The following is a 15,228-nucleotide window of genomic DNA, read 5'->3' as shown; positions in this document are numbered from 1 at the left end:
GGTGGTGCTCCTCTCGAGCCGGCGGCCCGATCCGCCGGCGCTGGGGGTCGGGGACGGCGTCAGGTCGCCGTGAGGCGCAGGCCGACGAGGCCGGGGTAGAACGCGAAGACGACGACGGTCGGGAGCACGAGGAAGACCACCGGGATCATCATCAGCACCTCCTTGCGGGCCGCCGACTCGATCAGCTCGCGGCGACCGGCCTCGCGGACGTCGGCCGCCTGGGCGTGCAGCACCTCGGCCAGCGGGGTGCCCCGCTCGACGGCGACCGCCAGGGCCTGGGCGAAGCGGGCGACGGTGGGCAGGCCGGTGCGGCTCGCGTAGCGGTCGAAGGCCGCGGCGACGGGACGCCCGGTGCGGATCTCGGCGAGCACCTGGCGCAGGTCCTCGGCCATGGCGCCGCTGCCGCGACGGGTCGCCCGCTCGAGCGCGCCGACCGGGCTCTCGCCGGCTGCGACGGCGAGAGCCAGCAGCTCGGCGATGGTCGGGAACTCCGCGAGCACCCGTCGCTCGCGAGCGGTGGCCTGCTGGGTGAGCCACCAGTCGCGTGCGAGCAGGCCTCCCACCAGCGCCGCGGCGAGCACCAGCACGGACGGGACGACCTGGGCGGGTCCGCGCGGCGGCTGCAGGATCGTCCACGCGGCCGCCAGGCCGAGGGCGACCAGACCCCACTGCACCTGCTGGACGCGCAGCTCCTGGACGCTCATCCGGAGGCCGGCGCGATCAAGACGTCGCTGCACCGAGGTCGCTCCGCCGAGCACCTCGTCGACCGTCGCCGCGGCGTGCTGCAGCAGGCGCGCCATCGGTCCGGCGTCCCCGCCCCCGGGCGAAGCCGCCATGGGCGCGGCGGGCGCACCCGGGAGGTCGCGCAGGTAGGGGACGATCCGCGCCGTCAGCGAGGGGCGGAGGATCGCCCGCAGCCGTGCGGCGGCCAGCCAGAGGCCGAGCCCGGCGAGGAGCCCGAGGAGGGCGCCGGTCCAGGCGGGCGTCACGACAGCACCCTCGGCTCCTCGGGCAGCCGGCCGATCCAGGTCATCACCCGGTAGGCGACGACGCACACGACTCCGCCCCCGATCAGGACGACGGTGCCGCCGGGTGAGGCGTAGCGCTCGATCGCCTCCGACTGCCAGGCCATCAGCAGCAGGACGACCCACGGTGCGGCGACCGCGAGCCGGGCCGCGTTGACCGTCCACGACTGACGCGCCGCGAGCTCGGAGCGCGTGCGCGCGTCGTCGCGCAGGTACCCCGACAGGTTCCGCAGCAGGCGGCCGAGGTCGCCGCCACCGACCTCCCGGGCGACCCGCAGCCCCTCGCAGACGCGGTCGCCGGTGGGGTCCGCGAGCCGCTCCTTGAGCCGGTCGAGGCAGTCGCCGAAGCGTCCGGTCGCCTGGTGGTCGAGGGCGAACGCGGCGAAGGCGGGCCGCAGCGGCGCCGGACCGCGCTCCGCCAGGCCGGCGAGCGCGTCGGGCAGGGAGAGTCCCGCGCGGACGCCGCTGGCGAGGTGGTCGACGGCCTCGGGCCAGACCTCGGCGGTCTCACGCAGGTGCCGGCGCGCTCGCCCGGCGATCAGCCCGGCCGGCAGGTAGGCGGCCATGCCGCCGAACACCAGCGCCACCGGGGCCGTGTGGGACACGCCCTGCACCGTCAGGCCGACCAGGAGCCCCGCCCCGGCGCAGACGCCGAGCAGGCCCGGCACGCCGAGACGGCCCAGACCGGCGTGGACGAGGGTCCGCGACCAGCGGCCGGGCGGCCGCGGCCGACGAGGCTCCCGCGGGATCGTGCGGCTGCTCCACACCAGGAACAGGCCGATGCCGAGGGTCAGACCCAGGAGCGTGCCCATCGGTCAGCGCTCCCCGTCGGCGCCGTGGAGGAGGCGGCGGACGTCGATCCCGACGCGCGCGAACGCCTCCGCCCGCGGGGCGGTGCCGCCGGTGCGGCGCAGCTCGCCGCCTACGCGCACGAACAGCGGCTCGGCTTCGATGACGCCGTTCTCGACGCGTCCGGGGACGCCGACGATCTCCTGCACCCGACGGTGGCCGTCGGCGTCGAGCGCCAGGTGGACGACGAGGTCGACCGAGGAGGCCACGGTGGGCACCACGAAGGCCGACGAGATGTTCTCGCCGGCCAGCAGCGGGAGGGTGCAGAGCTTCACCAGCGCCTCTCGGGCGCTGTTGGCGTGCAGCGTGCCCATGCCCGGAAGCCCGGAGTTGAGCGCGAGAAGCAGGTCGAGCGCCTCGGCAGCCCGCACCTCGCCGATGATCAGCCGGCTCGGTCGCATCCGCAGCGCCTCCTTGACCAGGTCGCGCAGCGCCACCTCTCCGGTGCCCTCGAGGCCGGCCTGACGGGTCTGCATCGGCACCCAGTCGGGGTGGGCGAACCGCAGCTCGAAGACCTCCTCGGCGCTGACGATGCGCTCGCCGCCCGGCACGGCCGCGGCGAGGCAGTTCAGGAGCGTCGTCTTGCCGGCCTGCGTGCCGCCGGCGACCAGGACGTTGAGGCCGGCCCGCACCGACGCCTCGAGGAAGTCGGCCGCCTGACCGGTCATCGACCCGAGGCCGACGAGATCGCGCAGCCGGGTCGCCCGCACGCTGAACTTCCGGACGTTGACCGCCGCGAAGCCCCGGCTGATCCCCTCGAGCACCACGTGCAGGCGGTGACCGCCGGGGAGCATGGCGTCGACGAACGGCGTCGAGAGATCGAGGCGTCGTCCGCTCGAGGCGAGCATCCGCTCGATCAGCTCCTCGACCTGCGCGGCGGTGAGCACCAGGTTCGTCAGCTCGTGGCGCCCACGCCGGGCGACGAAGACCCGGTCGGGGGCGTTGATCCAGATCTCCTCGACCTCGGGGTCGTCGAGGAACGGCTGCAGCGGCCCGAACCCGGAGACGCGGGCGACCAGCTCGCGCACGACCGCCGCCGGATCGCCGATCGCCGACACCGCGCCGGTGGTCGCGCGCTGGTCGTGCTCCCCCACCACCCGGGCGGCCAGCCGGCGGACGGCGTCGGGATCGCGCTGCGGGTCGAGGCCGTCGGCGCGCACGAGCTCGCGCACCCGGCGGTCGAGCGCGTCGAGCAGGGAGAGCGGCAGGGTCGAGCCCGCAGCAGGCTCGACGGAGGTGAGCGTCATGACGACTCCGTCCCGAGATGAGGAGGTCAGGACGTCGACGCTAGGCCGCGGTCGGGCGGCTCCGGAAGGGGGCGATCCGGATCTGTGGACAACTCCGTCCGGACCCCCGGGGCCTCACTCGCCGGCGGCTCCGCGCGCGACCAGGGGCGGGAAGTGCGCCCGCACCGCGGGCGGGACGAGCAGGGCCCCCAGGCCGAGCCCGGTCAGGCCGAGCCAGGTCGCGACCTCGACGTCGGTGAGCGGGAACCCGTCCGCGCGGGAGCCGCACAGCACCGCGGCCGCCCCCAGCACGAGCAGCACGCCGAGCACGACGACGACGCGCAGCCGGGCCGCGCTGGCCTCGGTGAGGGTGCCGGCGTCGGCGCCGCCGAGCAGCCACCGTCCGATGAGCGCGAGCAGCACCATCACGAGCAGGAGGCCGATCTGGAGGTAGGCGGAGGCGGGCACCCCCTCGGCATCGGCGACGAGCACGATCCGGTCGACCAGCGGGAGGGCCAGGCCGACCGCCAGCAGGATCAGGGCCCGGCCCACCGTGCGCAGCCAGGCCTCGACCGAGACGTCGGAGGCCGTGCGCCCGAGCACGGGAGCGGACAGCGCCGCGGCCGCGCCCGGCAGCACCAGGAACAGTCCCGCGCCGGAGGTGGCGGTCTCCGCCGCGCTCACCTGCACCGTGCCGCCCCGGCCGCCTCCGAACAGCACCGCCAGCACCAGCAGCGCGAGCCCGACGGCGGCGACCGGCCGCCACCACCCGGGGTCGCGGCGGGCGAGCAGGGCCGGCACGGCCAGCACCGCCAGCAGCGCGAGCGGGAAGGCCAGCGACGCGACGACCTGCGCGCGATCGAACGGCAGCTGGTCGAGCACCCGCACCAGGCCGATCGCCTGCGTCACCAGCAGCATCGCGCAGCCGGCCACCAGCAGGGCCGTCGCCAACGGCGGCCACAGCGCGTCGAACCGGGTGCCGCGCTCGTCGTGCCGCGGCTGCGCCGCGAGCACCAGGCCGGCAAGCGACACGCCGACCGCCAGGCCGATGCCCGAGCGGGCGACCTCGTCGAACCGCGGCGCCAGCACCGGGTCGCCCACGTGCAGCAGGTCGTCGATCACCACGACCGCGGCGCTGACCAGCAGCGGGACGCCCGCCGCCCACCGCACCGCGAGCGAGGCCGACGCCGAGAGGCGCGCCAGCGGGCCGCGCCGGCGCAGGTGCGGCACCGCGACCGAGACCGCGACCAGCGCCAGCGAGCCCAGCACCCAGAAGACGTCGGTGGTGCCGTCCGGCACCGTCCAGCGCAGCCCGAGCGCCGCGGCCAGCAGGCACAGGGCGCCGGCGTCGCGCAGCAGGTCGAGGGCGGCCGGGTCGAGGGACGGGCCGGACGCGCGTCCGGACGACGAGGTGCTCATGCGGCGGGCCTTTCGGTGGGGACTCGCACCGTAGCGCCGACCTCGGGCGACGCGGTGCCGGACGGGCCGCCGGACGATCATCGGAGGACGCGGCGCGAGCCCGCTCATCGGTCGAGCGGCGGAATGCAGCCGGTCTCCCGGGGGTACCCCGGCGGCGGGTCGCCCTGCCACTGCGCGTCGCGACCGCCCAGCTCGAGGAGCGCGACGAGGAGCGCGAACGGATCGTCCGGGCGCAGCGCCACGTGCGGCCCGACCGGCGTCAGGGAGAAGACCTCGCCGTGGCGCAGGTCGAGCTCGGCGCCGATCGCGGGGGCATCCCAGCCGCGCAGCTGCACGCCCTCGCCGAGCTCGCCGCCCCACAGGACGGCCACCCAGAACGGCCGGCCGTCGAGCTCGCCGCGCACCGAGAGCCCGCTCGCGTCGACCAGCAGGCCGCCATCGAGCACCGGGCCCTGCTCCTCCGGCCCGAAGAGGTTCGCGTCGCTGAGGCCCCGCGCATGGAGCATGCGCTTGTCGATGCGTCCCTGGGCGTCGGTGCAGCGGCTGATGAGCCGGTCCGTCCGGTGCATGGTCGTCCTTCCCGAGTCGAGGAGGCGATGCTCGCAGGCGGCACCGACAGTCCCCGTGACGTGCCGACGGCCCGCCCCCGGGGATCGGGGACGGGCCGTCGTGGTGGTGCGGGTCAGTCGGCGAACGGGTAGTCGGTGTACCCCTCGGCGCCGCCGCCGTAGAAGGTGTCGGGGTTCGGCTCGTTCTCGCCGAGCCCGTCCGTCCACCGACGCACGAGGTCGGGGTTGGCGAGGAACGGACGACCGACGACGACCGCGTCGGCCACGCCCTCGGAGACCAGCGCGGCCGCGCTCTCGCGGGTGGTCGGGTTCGCGAAGCCGGAGTTGAGGAAGGTCAGGCCGCCGAAGGCGCTGCGCAGCTTCGTGATCAGCTCGGCGCGCGGGTCGGCGTAGAGCACCGAGAGGTAGGCCAGGCCGAGGTCGGAGATGCCCTCGATGAAGGCGGTGTAGGTGGCCTCGACGTCGGCGGGGTCCTTCTCGTCGCAGCCCTGGATGTTGTGGGCCGGCGAGATGCGCACGCCGACGCGCTCGGCTCCGATCGCCTCGGCGACGCGACGCGTCACCTCGATCGCGAAGCGCGCGCGGTTCTCCGGCGAGCCGCCCCACTCGTCGGTGCGCTCGTTGGCGCCCGGCGCGAGGAACTGGTGGATCAGGTAGCCGTTGGCGGCGTGCACCTCGACGCCGTCCAGGCCGGCCGCGATCGCCTGACGCGCGGCGTGGACGTACTCCTCGACGACGCCGTCGATCTCGTCGGCCTCCAGCGCCCGCGGCGTGGGGTGCGGGAAGGCGCCGTTCGCGGTGAACATCTCGCCCGGAGCGGCCAGCGCGCTCGGCGCCACGCTCTCCAGGCCGTGCTTGTTGTCGGGGTGCGCGACGCGACCGGCGTGCATCAGCTGGACGACGATGCGGCCGCCCTCGCCGTGCACGGCGTCGGCGACGCGGCGCCAGCCGGCGACCTGCTCGTCGCTGTGGATGCCGGGGGTGTTCAGGTAGCCCTGGCCGACGGCGCTGGGCTGCGTGCCCTCGCTGATGATCAGGCCGGCGGTGGCGCGCTGGCGGTAGTACTCCACCGCGAGGTCGCCGGGCACGCCCTCGCCGTCGGCGCGGTTGCGCGTCAGCGGGGCCATCACCAGCCGGTTCGGCAGCTCGCCGAGCGGCGTGGACAGCGGGGTGAACAGGTCGGTCATGGGTGCTCCTCGGACGGGGGACGGTCTCGTCCGAGCCAAGCAGAGGCGGGCGCCGATCATTCCGACGAACGGGTGAGCGGGGCGGTCTGGACCGCGTGGCTCGCGACCGGCGGGCTCGCTAGCGTCGTCGGAGACCTCCCCCGGGCCCGCGGACCCCCGGAGTCGTCATGCAGCACCCCAGCCTCCTGCGTCGTCGACGCGGCACCGTCGGTCTGGCGGTGGGCGCCCTCGCCGCCGGCTCGGTGACCGGCGGTCTCGCGCTCGCCGCGATCCCGTCCGCCACCACCGGACTGATCACCGCCTGCCTCAGCCGCTCCGACGGCGCCGTCCGCATCGTCGACGCCGACCGCGGCCGCCGGTGCGCGTCCGGGGAGACGACCGTGACGTGGTCGCGCGGCTACCGCTACCGGGGCGCGTGGAGCCAGTCCGCGCGGTACGCACCGCAGGACATCGTGACCTTCGAGGGCGGCAGCTACGTGGCCACCCGCCCCTCCGAGGCGGTGCCGCCGACCACCGCGTCGTTCTGGGGCGTGCTCAGCCCCGGGACGCCCGGGCCCACCGGACCCGCGGGCGCGCCCGGGGAGCCGGGCCCGACCGGACCCACCGGGCCCACCGGCCCGGCCGGCACCCCGGGACCGCGCGGTGCCGTGGGCGCGACCGGGCCGACCGGGCCGACCGGGCCGACGGGGCCGGCGGGCGTCACGACGGCGGCGTTCAGCGGCTCGATCGCGCCGGCGTTCGTCGCCGGCTCCTACGGCTTCGCGGGACCGACCGCCACGGTGACCGTCGACGGATCCCAGCGGCTGGCGATCACCGCGTCGGGCTCGATCGGCGGGCCGTCGGGCACCACGACGGTGCTGGTCAACGTCTGCCGCCAGCGCACCGGAACCGCGACCGTCGACCCGCTCGACTCCTCGGCGAGCGTCTTGGCCAGCGTCCTCGCCGACCACCTGCCCGTCTCGGCCGCCGGCGCGACGACCCTGCCGGCGGGCACCTACCGGGTCGGGCTGTGCCTGCGCGTCCTGACCGGCCAGCTCAACGCCAACGACTTCGTGCTGGGCTACGCGCTCGTCCTCCCGGGCTGAGCCCCATCCCTGTGGACGGTCGCTTCCCGCCGACGCGCCTGTGGGACACGATGACCCCCGACCCCCAGGAGGACCCGTGCGCCCGTCCCGCCATGCCCTGCCCGTCCGCACCGCCCCCGCGCTGCTGCTGAGCCTGCTGCTCGCCCTGGCCGGCACCCTCGTCGTCACCGGCGCCACCGCCGCCGACGGCGCGTCCGACGGCGTCTCGACCCGGCAGCGGCAGCTGCGCTACCTCGGCTGCGAGCCGGGGCCGATCGACGGCAGGGCCGGACGCATGACGCAGGCCGCGCTGATCCGCTTCCAGGCGGCCAACGGCCTGCGCCAGAGCGGCCGACTCGACACCACGACCCGGCAGCGCCTCTCCTCGACCAAGCGCATCGCGTGCGACCGGCGTCCGGTGCCCGCGCGCTCCGGCACGGGCCGACGGATCGTGATCAGCCAGACCCAGAACTGGATCTGGCTGGTCGAGCCGGGCAACCGGGTGACCCTGCAGGCGGGCGTGGTCGACAACCCGTCGAAGCTGCGTCCGGGCAGCTACACCACCGGCTCGAAGTGCGGCCGGCCCGCACGGGTGCGCACCAACACCTCGACCAGCGGCTCGGTGAACCTCGACCACTTCGTGCGGTTCGCGCCCTGCGGCATCGGCTTCCACCGCATCCCGACGCAGCGCCGCAGCCCGTACGCGCAGATCCACCCCGACTGGTGGCTCGGCACGGACTTCGACGCCTCGCACGGCTGCATCCGGCTCAGCGCCCGCACCGCGAAGCGGGTCTGGGACTTCACCGCCGCCGGCGTCAACCGGGTGGTCGTCCTGCGCTGACCCGGCGCTCCGCGCTCCGACGCTCAGTCGCTCACGCGGTCATGCGGTCTCGGACTCCGCGACGTGCCGCACGGGGCACCCCGCGACGCCCGGCGTCGGGAAGGTGCCCATGTCGGGCACCCGGTAGCCGTCGGGATAGGAGCGGATGAAGGGCGAGTCCTCGGTGCGCACCGGCGTCAGCCGCGCCGGGAACGCCCGCAGCGCGACGCCCCGTGCCCGCAGACCGGCCTGCGCGGCCCACCGGACCGCGGGCGTCACCGGCTCGTAGCCGAGCGCGCGGGCCAACGGCTCGTCCATCAGCGCCCGGCTGAAGACCTCGACGGCCGGACGCAGCGGCGCCGGGTAGAAGGTGAGCATCAGGCCGAGGGTCGCGTCGGCGACCGCGCGTCCGCCCTCGTCGTAGCCGAAGTGCTCGGCCTCGTAGGAGTCCATCAGCGCTGCGAACCCCGCGAAGGTCTCCGGCACGTCGGGGATGTTCATGTGCCGGCCGAGCGCGCGGTAGTAGTTGACCGACGCCCGCTCCTCGACCGGCGAGAGCGGTCGCTTGCCGTAGTCGGCGAGCCAGCGCTGCGGCACGACGACGAAGGTCGAGAGCACGTAGCGCATCTCGTGGTCGGGGATGTCGTAGCTGCGGTGCATCTGGTTGATCCGCCGGATCGCGGCCCGGGCCGTCGGGTGCTCGAAGCCGTGCTTCAACGGCTGGTCGAGCAGGAGCGCGGTGTCGTCGTAGCGCTTCTGGACGGCCTCGGTGAAGGCGCCGGTCTCGCCGAGCAGCCGGCCGATGCCGGGCACCGCGTAGGTGCGGAACAGCGCGAACGACAGCGCCTGGATGAAGTCCCACGGGAACTCGTGCTGGGCGACCCGGCGGTAGATCTCGACGTAGTCGGTCTCGGGGTCGAGGTCGTCGTTCGCGCGACGCCAGTGATCGCGGGCCACGCCGCCGAAGCGACGGCCGCGCCAGGTCAGGACGGGGCTCATGGAAGAAAATTAGAGCGCATGCTCCGTTCTGTCGAGACCCGAGCCCACTAGCCTGACGGCCACCGCGCTCGCCGAGCGCTCGACTCCCCAGGTGATCCCATGCCGACCGAACCTCCCGCGACCGCACCGTCCCCGCGTCCCCGACGCTCGCCCGCCGAGCTCCTGCGCCGTCGCCGAGGCACGACCGGCCTCGTCGTCGGGGCGCTCGGCGCCACGGCCGTGACCGGCGGGCTCGCGTACGCGGCCATCCCGTCCGCGAGCTCGGGCCAGTTCACCGGATGCGTCGCGTCCTCCGGCGCGGTGCGCCTCGTGGACGCCGACCGCGGCGCGCGCTGCCGCAGCGGCGAGCGCACGGTCCGCTGGTCGTCGGGGTATCGCTTCCGGGGCGCGTGGAGCGCGAGCACCTCCTACGCCGCGCAGGACGTCGTCACGCAGGACGGCGGCTCCTACGTCGCCCGCAGGGCCTCGCGCGGCGTGGCGCCGACCGACGCCGGCACGTGGGGCGTGTTGGCCGCCGCCGGAGCCACCGGACCCGCGGGACCTGCGGGACCGGCCGGATCCGGCGGCCCGGTGAGCGCCGATCGCTTCGAGGGACCGATCGACGCCATCCCGGGCGGCTCGTCCGACTACGTCTTCGCCGGCGGCACCGTCCAGCTCGTCGTCGGGACGGGGCAGCGCGTGGTGGCCTCCGGGACGGCCGTGCTCGGGGTGAGCGGCGGCGCGAGCAGCGTGCGCGCGGTGGTCTCGATCTGCGGTCGGCAGGTCGGCCGGTCGCGGCTCGTGGACCTCTCCGGGGTCCAGGGCCTCACCGTGCCGATCGACAAGGGCACCCTGGTGCCGATCTCGGCCACCTCCACGCCGAGCGCCGGCATCTACGACGTCGGCCTGTGCGTCGCGAACGGGAGCGCGACGACGCTGAACGCCAACGGCTCGTCGCTCGGCTGGGCGATGGTCCTCGGCTGAGCGGCGCGCGTCGCCGCCGGCGTCAGTTCAGGACGACGATGCCCGCGTTGAGCGCGGTCGCGAAGGCCACCCAGGCCAGGTAGGGCAGCAGCAGGAGACCGGCCGCGCGGCGCACGCGGCCCAGCACGACGACGGTGGCGACCACCGACGCCAGCAGCGCCACGATCTCGACCAGCGCCCAGCGGTACTCGCCCGCGGCGAAGAAGAGCGGCGTCCAGGCGAGGTTGAGCAGCAGCTGCACGCCCCACACCGACAGCTCGCGCGGCCCGGCACCGGCGCGCCAGGCGAGCCACCCGGCCACGGCGATCGTCACGTAGAGCACCGTCCAGACCGGGCCGAAGACCCACGACGGCGGCGCGTAGGGCGGCAGCTCGAGCGCGCGGTAGGTCTCCTGGGACGACGACGCCGCGAGCCCGCCGACCGCGGAGACCAGCGCGACGGCGAGCAGGAACGGCACGAGGCCCAACCAGCCGCGTCCGCGGTCGGGAGCATGACGACGGGTGGCGGGCGCGGACGGGCTGGACGTGGTGGCCATGGCCTCAGCGTTCCCCGCCGACCGGACGAGCAGGCGCCCCGTCTCCTCGGGGGTGAGGAGGTCCCGCCGACCAGCACTGCCGCCCACTAGCCTCGCCCGCGTGCGCCGTCCCCAGCAGTCCCGCAGCGAGAGCTCGATGGAGCGGATGCTCGACGCCGCCGCCGCGCTGCTGCGCGAGGGCGGCCTGGCGGCGGTGACGGTGGCCTCGGTGGCCGAGCGCTCGGGCACCTCGAACGGCGCGCTCTACCACCGATTCGGCGACCGCGGCCGGCTGGTCGCCGCCCTGCAGGAGCGCGAGCAGGCGGCCATGCTCGCCGCCACCCGCGAGGCGTTCGCGGACGTGGCGGAGGAGCCGGACGACGAGCGAGCCGCCCGTGCGCTCGGGGAGGCGGCGCTGGCCATCTTCGCCGAGCACCGGGCCGCCACGCGGGCCTTCCTCGTCGAGCTCGACGCCGAGCCCGAGGTGCGGGCCCGCAACGAGGCCGTCATGGCCGAGATCGGCGGCACCGTCACGACCTGGCTCGTGACGCGGCTGGGAGCCTCTCCGGAGGCCGCCGACGAGGCGTTCGGACTGCTCTACGCCCTGTGTCTCACCGAGGCGCTCACCGGCGGCCGGACCGTGGGCCCCGACGCCGTCGCCCGCGCCGTGCTCGCGGTCGCGCGCGGCTGAGCCGTCGCAGGCCCGCCCGCGGGGTCCTGGGCCGGACTGGTCAGGGAAAGCTGGACGTTGTCAGGTGAAACTTCCCCTGACAACGTCCGGTTTCACCGGATATCCGGGGAAACCTGCGCAGGGCCCCGCACCACCCACCAGGCGGCGTACGGGGGCACGTGGACGATCCCGTCCGCGCCCGCGGTGACGCCGTGACCCGACAGCGCGTCGTGCAGCACGGAGCTGGGAGCGCCGGGCAGCAGGTGCTCGAGACGGGGCAGGGAGAGCGGCCGCGCCTCGGCGGTGACGTTGTAGACCGCCACCAGCGCGCCGGACGGGTGGCGCCGCACCAGGACGAGCAGGCCGTCGTCGGTGTCGAGCAGCACCTGCGGGGTGACGCTGCCGTGCAGTTGCGGCAGGCTCGCCCGCACCCGCGCGAGGTGGGCCAGGCCGGCGAAGGCCCGCGCGGCGTCCGAGCCGGAGCGCAGCCGGCCGGCCCGGTCGACGTCGGTGACCCGCGGTCGGTGCGCCCAGCGGTTGTCGGCGCCGTGACCGGGCTCGGCGGCCCAGTAGGGGTCGTTGGGCAGGGCGAGCTCGTCGCCGCTCCAGATCACCGGGATGCCGCCCCAGGCCGCGACGATCGCGTGGGCGAGGAACAGCCGGGCGAACGCGCCGTCGGCATCGCGTCGTCCGGCTCCCAGCCCGGCGAGCGAGGCGGCGGTGCCGCTGATCCGACGATCGCCGGTGGCCGGGTTGTGCTGGAAGACCAGGCCCTCCGACCACGAGCCGGGGAAGTCGCCGGCGTACCAGTCGGAGAGGAACGCGCGGTGCGCCGGACCCGAGAGCCCGACGGCGGCCGCGTCGGCGTCGTCGATCGCCCAGCCGATGTCGTCGTGGCAGCGCACGTAGGTGATCCAGGTGGCCGTCGACGGGGTGTCGGGAAGGGCCGCGAGGGCGTGCCGGGCCAGCCGGGTGTCGCGGGCGGCCAGCATCGACCACACCTGCACCATCAGCGTGTTGTGGTAGGCCAGGTCGCTCACCCGGCCGGCGTGCTCGCCCGTGCCGAGGTAGGCCACGAGGTCGCGGGGCCCGACGATCGCCTCGGCCTTGAACGCGACCGCGGGCGCGGCGAGGCGCGCGACGGTGCGCAGGGCCTGGGTGAGCGCGTGCACCTCGGGCTCGTTCTGGCAGGTGGTGCCCAGGCGCTTCCACAGGAACGCGATCGCGTCGAGCCGCAGCACCTCGACGCCCGCGTTCGCGAGCAGCAGGACGATCTCGGCGAACTCCGCGAGCACGTCGGGGTTGCTCCAGTCGAGGTCCCACTGCCAGGAGTTGAACGTCGTCCAGACCCAGCCGTCGAGATCGGGGTCGGCGGTGAAGCTGCCCGGCGCGAAGTCGGGGAACACCTCCGGGACGGTGCGCTCGAAGGCGTCGGGGACGGTGCGGTCGGGGAAGACGTGGAAGTACGCGCGGTGCCGCTCGTCGCCCGCCCGGGCGGCGACGGCCCAGGGGTGCTCGCGCGCGACGTGGTTGAGCACGAGGTCGACGACCAGGCTCATGCCGCGCTCGCGCAGCCGGCCGGCGAGCGCGGCGAGATCGTCCATCGTCCCGAGGTCGGGACGCACGCGCCGGTAGTCGGCCACCGCGTACCCGCCGTCGTTGTCGCCGTCGCGGGGCTGCAGCAGCGGCATCAGGTGCAGGTAGGTGACGCCGAGCTCGGCGAGGTAGTCGAGCCGCTCCCCCACCCCGGCGAGGTCGCCGCCGAAGCGCTCGGTGTAGCAGGCGTAGCCGAGCTGCTCGGGTCGCTGCAGCCGGTCGGGCTCGAGCAGGCGCCGCTCGTCGAGCACGTGCAGCTCGTCGGGGCGCGCGGCGAAGCCCTCGGCGGCGATGACCGCGAGGCGCGTGGCGACGTCGAGCGCGTCGGCGTGCACCGCCGCGACCCCGGCGCTCAGGTCGGGCCACCAGCGCTCGAGCCGCAGCTCGAACGTCGTCCGGCGGTGGGCCGGGAGGCGCGCGAGGACGGGGCGCACGGCGTCGAGGACTGTGACGGGGGTCACCCTGGGCTGCACGCGCCCATCATGGCGGGCCCGGCGCCGCGCGGCGACACCGGTCCGGACCGGCTACGCCTGCTCGGAGGGCTGCGAGGCCGGCGCGGCCCCCGCCGCCTGTGCCGACGGGGATCCCGAGGACGACGCGGACGACGCGGACGCGCCCTCGAGCCGGAACCCCACGCCGCGCACGGCCACGACCTTCTCGCGCACCCCGACGCTCTCCAGCTTCTGCCGCAGGCGGCCGATGGTGACGTCGAGGGTCTTGGTGGAGCCGTACCAGTTCTCGTCCCACACGTCGGCCATCAGCCGGCCGCGGGAGACGACCTTGTCGCGGTGCGAGGCGAGGATCGCCAGCACGTCGAACTCCTTGCCCGTCAGCGGCACCTCGCGCTCGCCGGAGTAGACGCGGCGGGCGTCGATGTCGATGCGCAGGCCGTCGGGGTCGACCTGCTCGACCGCCGCGGGGCCGCCCACGCGGCGCAGCAGCGCCCGCACCCGGGCCTGCAGCTCGGCCACGCCGAACGGCTTGACGAGGTAGTCGTCGGCGCCGTAGTCGAGCCCGACCACGCGGTCGAGCTCGGCGCCGCGGCCGGTGACGATCATGATGGCGCCGGTGTAGCCGCCCTCGCGGGCCTGCTTGCAGACGTCGAGGCCGTCCATGTCGGGCAGCCCGAGGTCGAGGATGACGAGGTCGAGCGGCACGAGGCCGATCTCGGTGAGGGCCGCGGCGCCGCTCTCGACCGAGCGCACCTCGTAGCCCTCGCGCTCGAGGGTGCGGACGAGCGGGAAGGAGATGTCCTCCTCGTCCTCGACCACCAGCACGCGCGCAGACATGGCAGGACCCTACCGTGGACGGGTGTGTCCCGGGGCGGCCCGGCACGCCGGGGAGACCGGTCCGCGACGCCGCGGACGACGGCCGGTCAGGGCCCGAGCAGGTCGCCGTCGCGGGCCACGCGGGCGAGCACCTCGTCGAACCGCAGCTGCTCCAGGCCCAGCGGGTCGGAGGCGCCGGCCTCGACCTCGGCCCAGGTGATCGGCGCGGCGACGGTCGGCCGCTCGCGACCGCGCAGCGAGTACGGCGCGACGGTGGTCTTGGCCGCCGCGTTCTGCGACCAGTCGACGAAGACCCGGCCGCCGCGTCGGACCTTGGCCATCGCCGCGGTGACCGCCTGCGGTCGGTCGCGCTGCAGCCGCTCGGCGAGCTCCTTGGCCAGCGCGGTGGTCTGCTCGGCCGGGAGCGGCTCGGGCAGGGGGAGGTAGAGGTGCAGGCCCTTCGAGCCGGACAGCACCGGGCGGGCGTCCAGTCCCTGCTCGGCGGCGAGGCCGCGGACGTCGAGCGCCACCTGGCAGCACTCGCGCAGCCCGGCCGGATCGCCGGGGTCGAGGTCGACGACGACGCGGTCGGCGGGCCCCGGGGCGCCGTCGGGCCCGATCCGCCACTGGTGGGCGTGCAGCTCCAGCGCCGCCAGGTTGGCCAGCCAGGTGAGGGTGGCGACGTCGTCGACCAGCGGCATCGTCAGCACGTCCGGGCGCGGCCGGCTGGAGCCCGTCGTGGACGCCCCGCTCCCCCAGGCGCGCGAGCCGGTGGTCGGCACCCGCGCGGTGCGCACCCACGACGGCGTGCCGCCGGGCACGTTCTTCTCGAAGAACCCCGCCTCGCCGACGCCGTGCGGCCAGCGCACGCGGGTGATCGGCCGGTCGCGCAGCTGCGGCAGCAGCACCGGGGCGATGGAGGCGTAGTAGTGCAGCACCTCGCCCTTCGTGGTGCCTGTGCGCGGGTAGAGCACCTTGTCGAGGTGGTTGATGGTCAGCGTGCGACCGTCGACCTCCACCCGGATCGCGGCGTCGTCGGACGCCGGGCCGGGGCTCACG

Annotated in this window: 15 protein-coding genes; 4 read left to right on the top strand and 11 right to left on the bottom strand. The window is 75.5% G+C overall.

Annotation, left to right across the window (positions count from 1 at the left end; genetic code table 11):
- Nucleotides 1-59 precede the first annotated feature (59 nt).
- The 6 genes from K8Z61_RS00160 to K8Z61_RS00135 all read right to left on the bottom strand — a co-directional run bounded on the left by K8Z61_RS00160 (nt 60) and on the right by K8Z61_RS00135 (nt 6,275).
- Complete coding sequence (locus K8Z61_RS00160; protein ID WP_224126052.1) at nt 60-989, bottom strand: type II secretion system F family protein; 930 nt, start codon at nt 987-989, stop codon at nt 60-62.
- Nucleotides 986-1,837, bottom strand: a complete 852-nt coding sequence (locus K8Z61_RS00155; protein ID WP_224126051.1) for a type II secretion system F family protein — start codon at nt 1,835-1,837, stop codon at nt 986-988. Before K8Z61_RS00155 ends, K8Z61_RS00160 begins: the two co-directional genes overlap by 4 nt.
- A 3-nt stretch (nt 1,838-1,840) precedes the next feature.
- Nucleotides 1,841-3,121: a CpaF family protein gene (locus K8Z61_RS00150; RefSeq protein WP_224126050.1), complete on the bottom strand. Its 1,281-nt coding sequence runs from the start codon at nt 3,119-3,121 to the stop codon at nt 1,841-1,843.
- Between the two features lie 114 nt (nt 3,122-3,235).
- Nucleotides 3,236-4,519 carry a hypothetical protein gene (locus K8Z61_RS00145; protein WP_224126049.1) on the bottom strand — a complete coding sequence of 428 codons (1,284 nt, stop codon included), beginning with the start codon at nt 4,517-4,519 and terminating at the stop codon, nt 3,236-3,238.
- Nucleotides 4,520-4,623: 104 nt separating this feature from the next.
- Nucleotides 4,624-5,088 (bottom strand): hypothetical protein, encoded by a 465-nt coding sequence (locus K8Z61_RS00140; protein WP_224126048.1) that lies wholly within the window; start codon nt 5,086-5,088, stop codon nt 4,624-4,626.
- Nucleotides 5,089-5,201: 113 nt separating this feature from the next.
- The gene (locus tag K8Z61_RS00135) at nt 5,202-6,275 is read right to left on the bottom strand and encodes an alkene reductase (RefSeq protein ID WP_224126047.1); all 1,074 of its coding nucleotides are present in this window, start codon (nt 6,273-6,275) and stop codon (nt 5,202-5,204) included.
- 167 nt (nt 6,276-6,442) lie between these two features.
- Between K8Z61_RS00135 and K8Z61_RS00130 the strand changes: the two genes are divergently transcribed.
- Together K8Z61_RS00130 and K8Z61_RS00125 are read left to right on the top strand one after the other, a co-directional pair.
- On the top strand, nt 6,443-7,360 hold the full coding sequence (locus K8Z61_RS00130) for a hypothetical protein (RefSeq protein ID WP_224126046.1): 918 nt from the start codon (nt 6,443-6,445) through the stop codon (nt 7,358-7,360).
- A gap of 76 nt (nt 7,361-7,436) precedes the next feature.
- Nucleotides 7,437-8,180, top strand: coding sequence for a L,D-transpeptidase family protein (locus K8Z61_RS00125; RefSeq protein WP_224126045.1), 744 nt, complete (start codon nt 7,437-7,439; stop codon nt 8,178-8,180).
- 39 nt (nt 8,181-8,219) lie between these two features.
- On the opposite strand, the gene K8Z61_RS00120 is transcribed toward K8Z61_RS00125, so the two are convergent.
- Nucleotides 8,220-9,158 (bottom strand): oxygenase MpaB family protein, encoded by a 939-nt coding sequence (locus K8Z61_RS00120; RefSeq protein ID WP_224126044.1) that lies wholly within the window; start codon nt 9,156-9,158, stop codon nt 8,220-8,222.
- A 99-nt stretch (nt 9,159-9,257) separates the two neighbouring features.
- Here K8Z61_RS00120 and K8Z61_RS00115 point away from each other — a divergent pair, with 99 nt between their 5' ends.
- Entirely contained in the window at nt 9,258-10,121 is an 864-nt protein-coding gene (locus K8Z61_RS00115; RefSeq protein ID WP_224126043.1) for a hypothetical protein, read from the top strand.
- A gap of 22 nt (nt 10,122-10,143) precedes the next feature.
- On the opposite strand, the gene K8Z61_RS00110 is transcribed toward K8Z61_RS00115, so the two are convergent.
- Nucleotides 10,144-10,656 carry a TspO/MBR family protein gene (locus K8Z61_RS00110; RefSeq protein ID WP_224126042.1) on the bottom strand — a complete coding sequence of 171 codons (513 nt, stop codon included), beginning with the start codon at nt 10,654-10,656 and terminating at the stop codon, nt 10,144-10,146.
- 100 nt (nt 10,657-10,756) lie between these two features.
- Here K8Z61_RS00110 and K8Z61_RS00105 point away from each other — a divergent pair, with 100 nt between their 5' ends.
- The gene (locus K8Z61_RS00105) at nt 10,757-11,326 is read left to right on the top strand and encodes a TetR/AcrR family transcriptional regulator (RefSeq protein WP_224126041.1); all 570 of its coding nucleotides are present in this window, start codon (nt 10,757-10,759) and stop codon (nt 11,324-11,326) included.
- A 92-nt stretch (nt 11,327-11,418) separates the two neighbouring features.
- Here the strand turns inward: K8Z61_RS00105 and K8Z61_RS00100 are convergent, their stop codons facing one another.
- The 3 genes from K8Z61_RS00100 to ligD form a co-directional block, all read right to left on the bottom strand.
- A complete protein-coding gene (locus K8Z61_RS00100; protein WP_224126040.1) occupies nt 11,419-13,362 on the bottom strand; it encodes an alpha-amylase family protein in 1,944 nt (647 codons plus the stop codon).
- A gap of 63 nt (nt 13,363-13,425) precedes the next feature.
- Entirely contained in the window at nt 13,426-14,190 is a 765-nt protein-coding gene (locus K8Z61_RS00095) for a response regulator transcription factor (protein ID WP_224126039.1), read from the bottom strand.
- An 86-nt stretch (nt 14,191-14,276) separates the two neighbouring features.
- Complete coding sequence (ligD, locus tag K8Z61_RS00090; RefSeq protein WP_224126038.1) at nt 14,277-15,227, bottom strand: non-homologous end-joining DNA ligase; 951 nt, start codon at nt 15,225-15,227, stop codon at nt 14,277-14,279.
- Nucleotide 15,228 lies beyond the last annotated feature (1 nt).

The organism is Nocardioides sp. TRM66260-LWL, assembly GCF_020075545.1.
In the GTDB taxonomy this organism is placed as follows: domain Bacteria; phylum Actinomycetota; class Actinomycetes; order Propionibacteriales; family Nocardioidaceae; genus Nocardioides.
The sequence above is the reverse complement of the archived record's forward strand: the minus strand, read 5'-3'. Positions and strand labels throughout refer to the sequence as shown.

Bases quoted from the DNA above. Each gene is read 5' to 3' on its own strand.
- K8Z61_RS00140 (WP_224126048.1), bottom strand. From the start codon at position 5,088: ATGCACCGGACGGACCGGCTCATCAGCCGCTGCACCGACGCCCAGGGA.
- K8Z61_RS00095 (WP_224126039.1), bottom strand. From the start codon at position 14,190: ATGTCTGCGCGCGTGCTGGTGGTCGAGGACGAGGAGGACATCTCCTTC.
- K8Z61_RS00130 (WP_224126046.1), top strand. From the start codon at position 6,443: ATGCAGCACCCCAGCCTCCTGCGTCGTCGACGCGGCACCGTCGGTCTG.
- K8Z61_RS00155 (WP_224126051.1), bottom strand. From the start codon at position 1,837: ATGGGCACGCTCCTGGGTCTGACCCTCGGCATCGGCCTGTTCCTGGTG.
- K8Z61_RS00145 (WP_224126049.1), bottom strand. From the start codon at position 4,519: ATGAGCACCTCGTCGTCCGGACGCGCGTCCGGCCCGTCCCTCGACCCG.
- K8Z61_RS00150 (WP_224126050.1), bottom strand. From the start codon at position 3,121: ATGACGCTCACCTCCGTCGAGCCTGCTGCGGGCTCGACCCTGCCGCTC.
- K8Z61_RS00135 (WP_224126047.1), bottom strand. From the start codon at position 6,275: ATGACCGACCTGTTCACCCCGCTGTCCACGCCGCTCGGCGAGCTGCCG.
- K8Z61_RS00115 (WP_224126043.1), top strand. From the start codon at position 9,258: ATGCCGACCGAACCTCCCGCGACCGCACCGTCCCCGCGTCCCCGACGC.
- K8Z61_RS00120 (WP_224126044.1), bottom strand. From the start codon at position 9,158: ATGAGCCCCGTCCTGACCTGGCGCGGCCGTCGCTTCGGCGGCGTGGCC.
- K8Z61_RS00110 (WP_224126042.1), bottom strand. From the start codon at position 10,656: ATGGCCACCACGTCCAGCCCGTCCGCGCCCGCCACCCGTCGTCATGCT.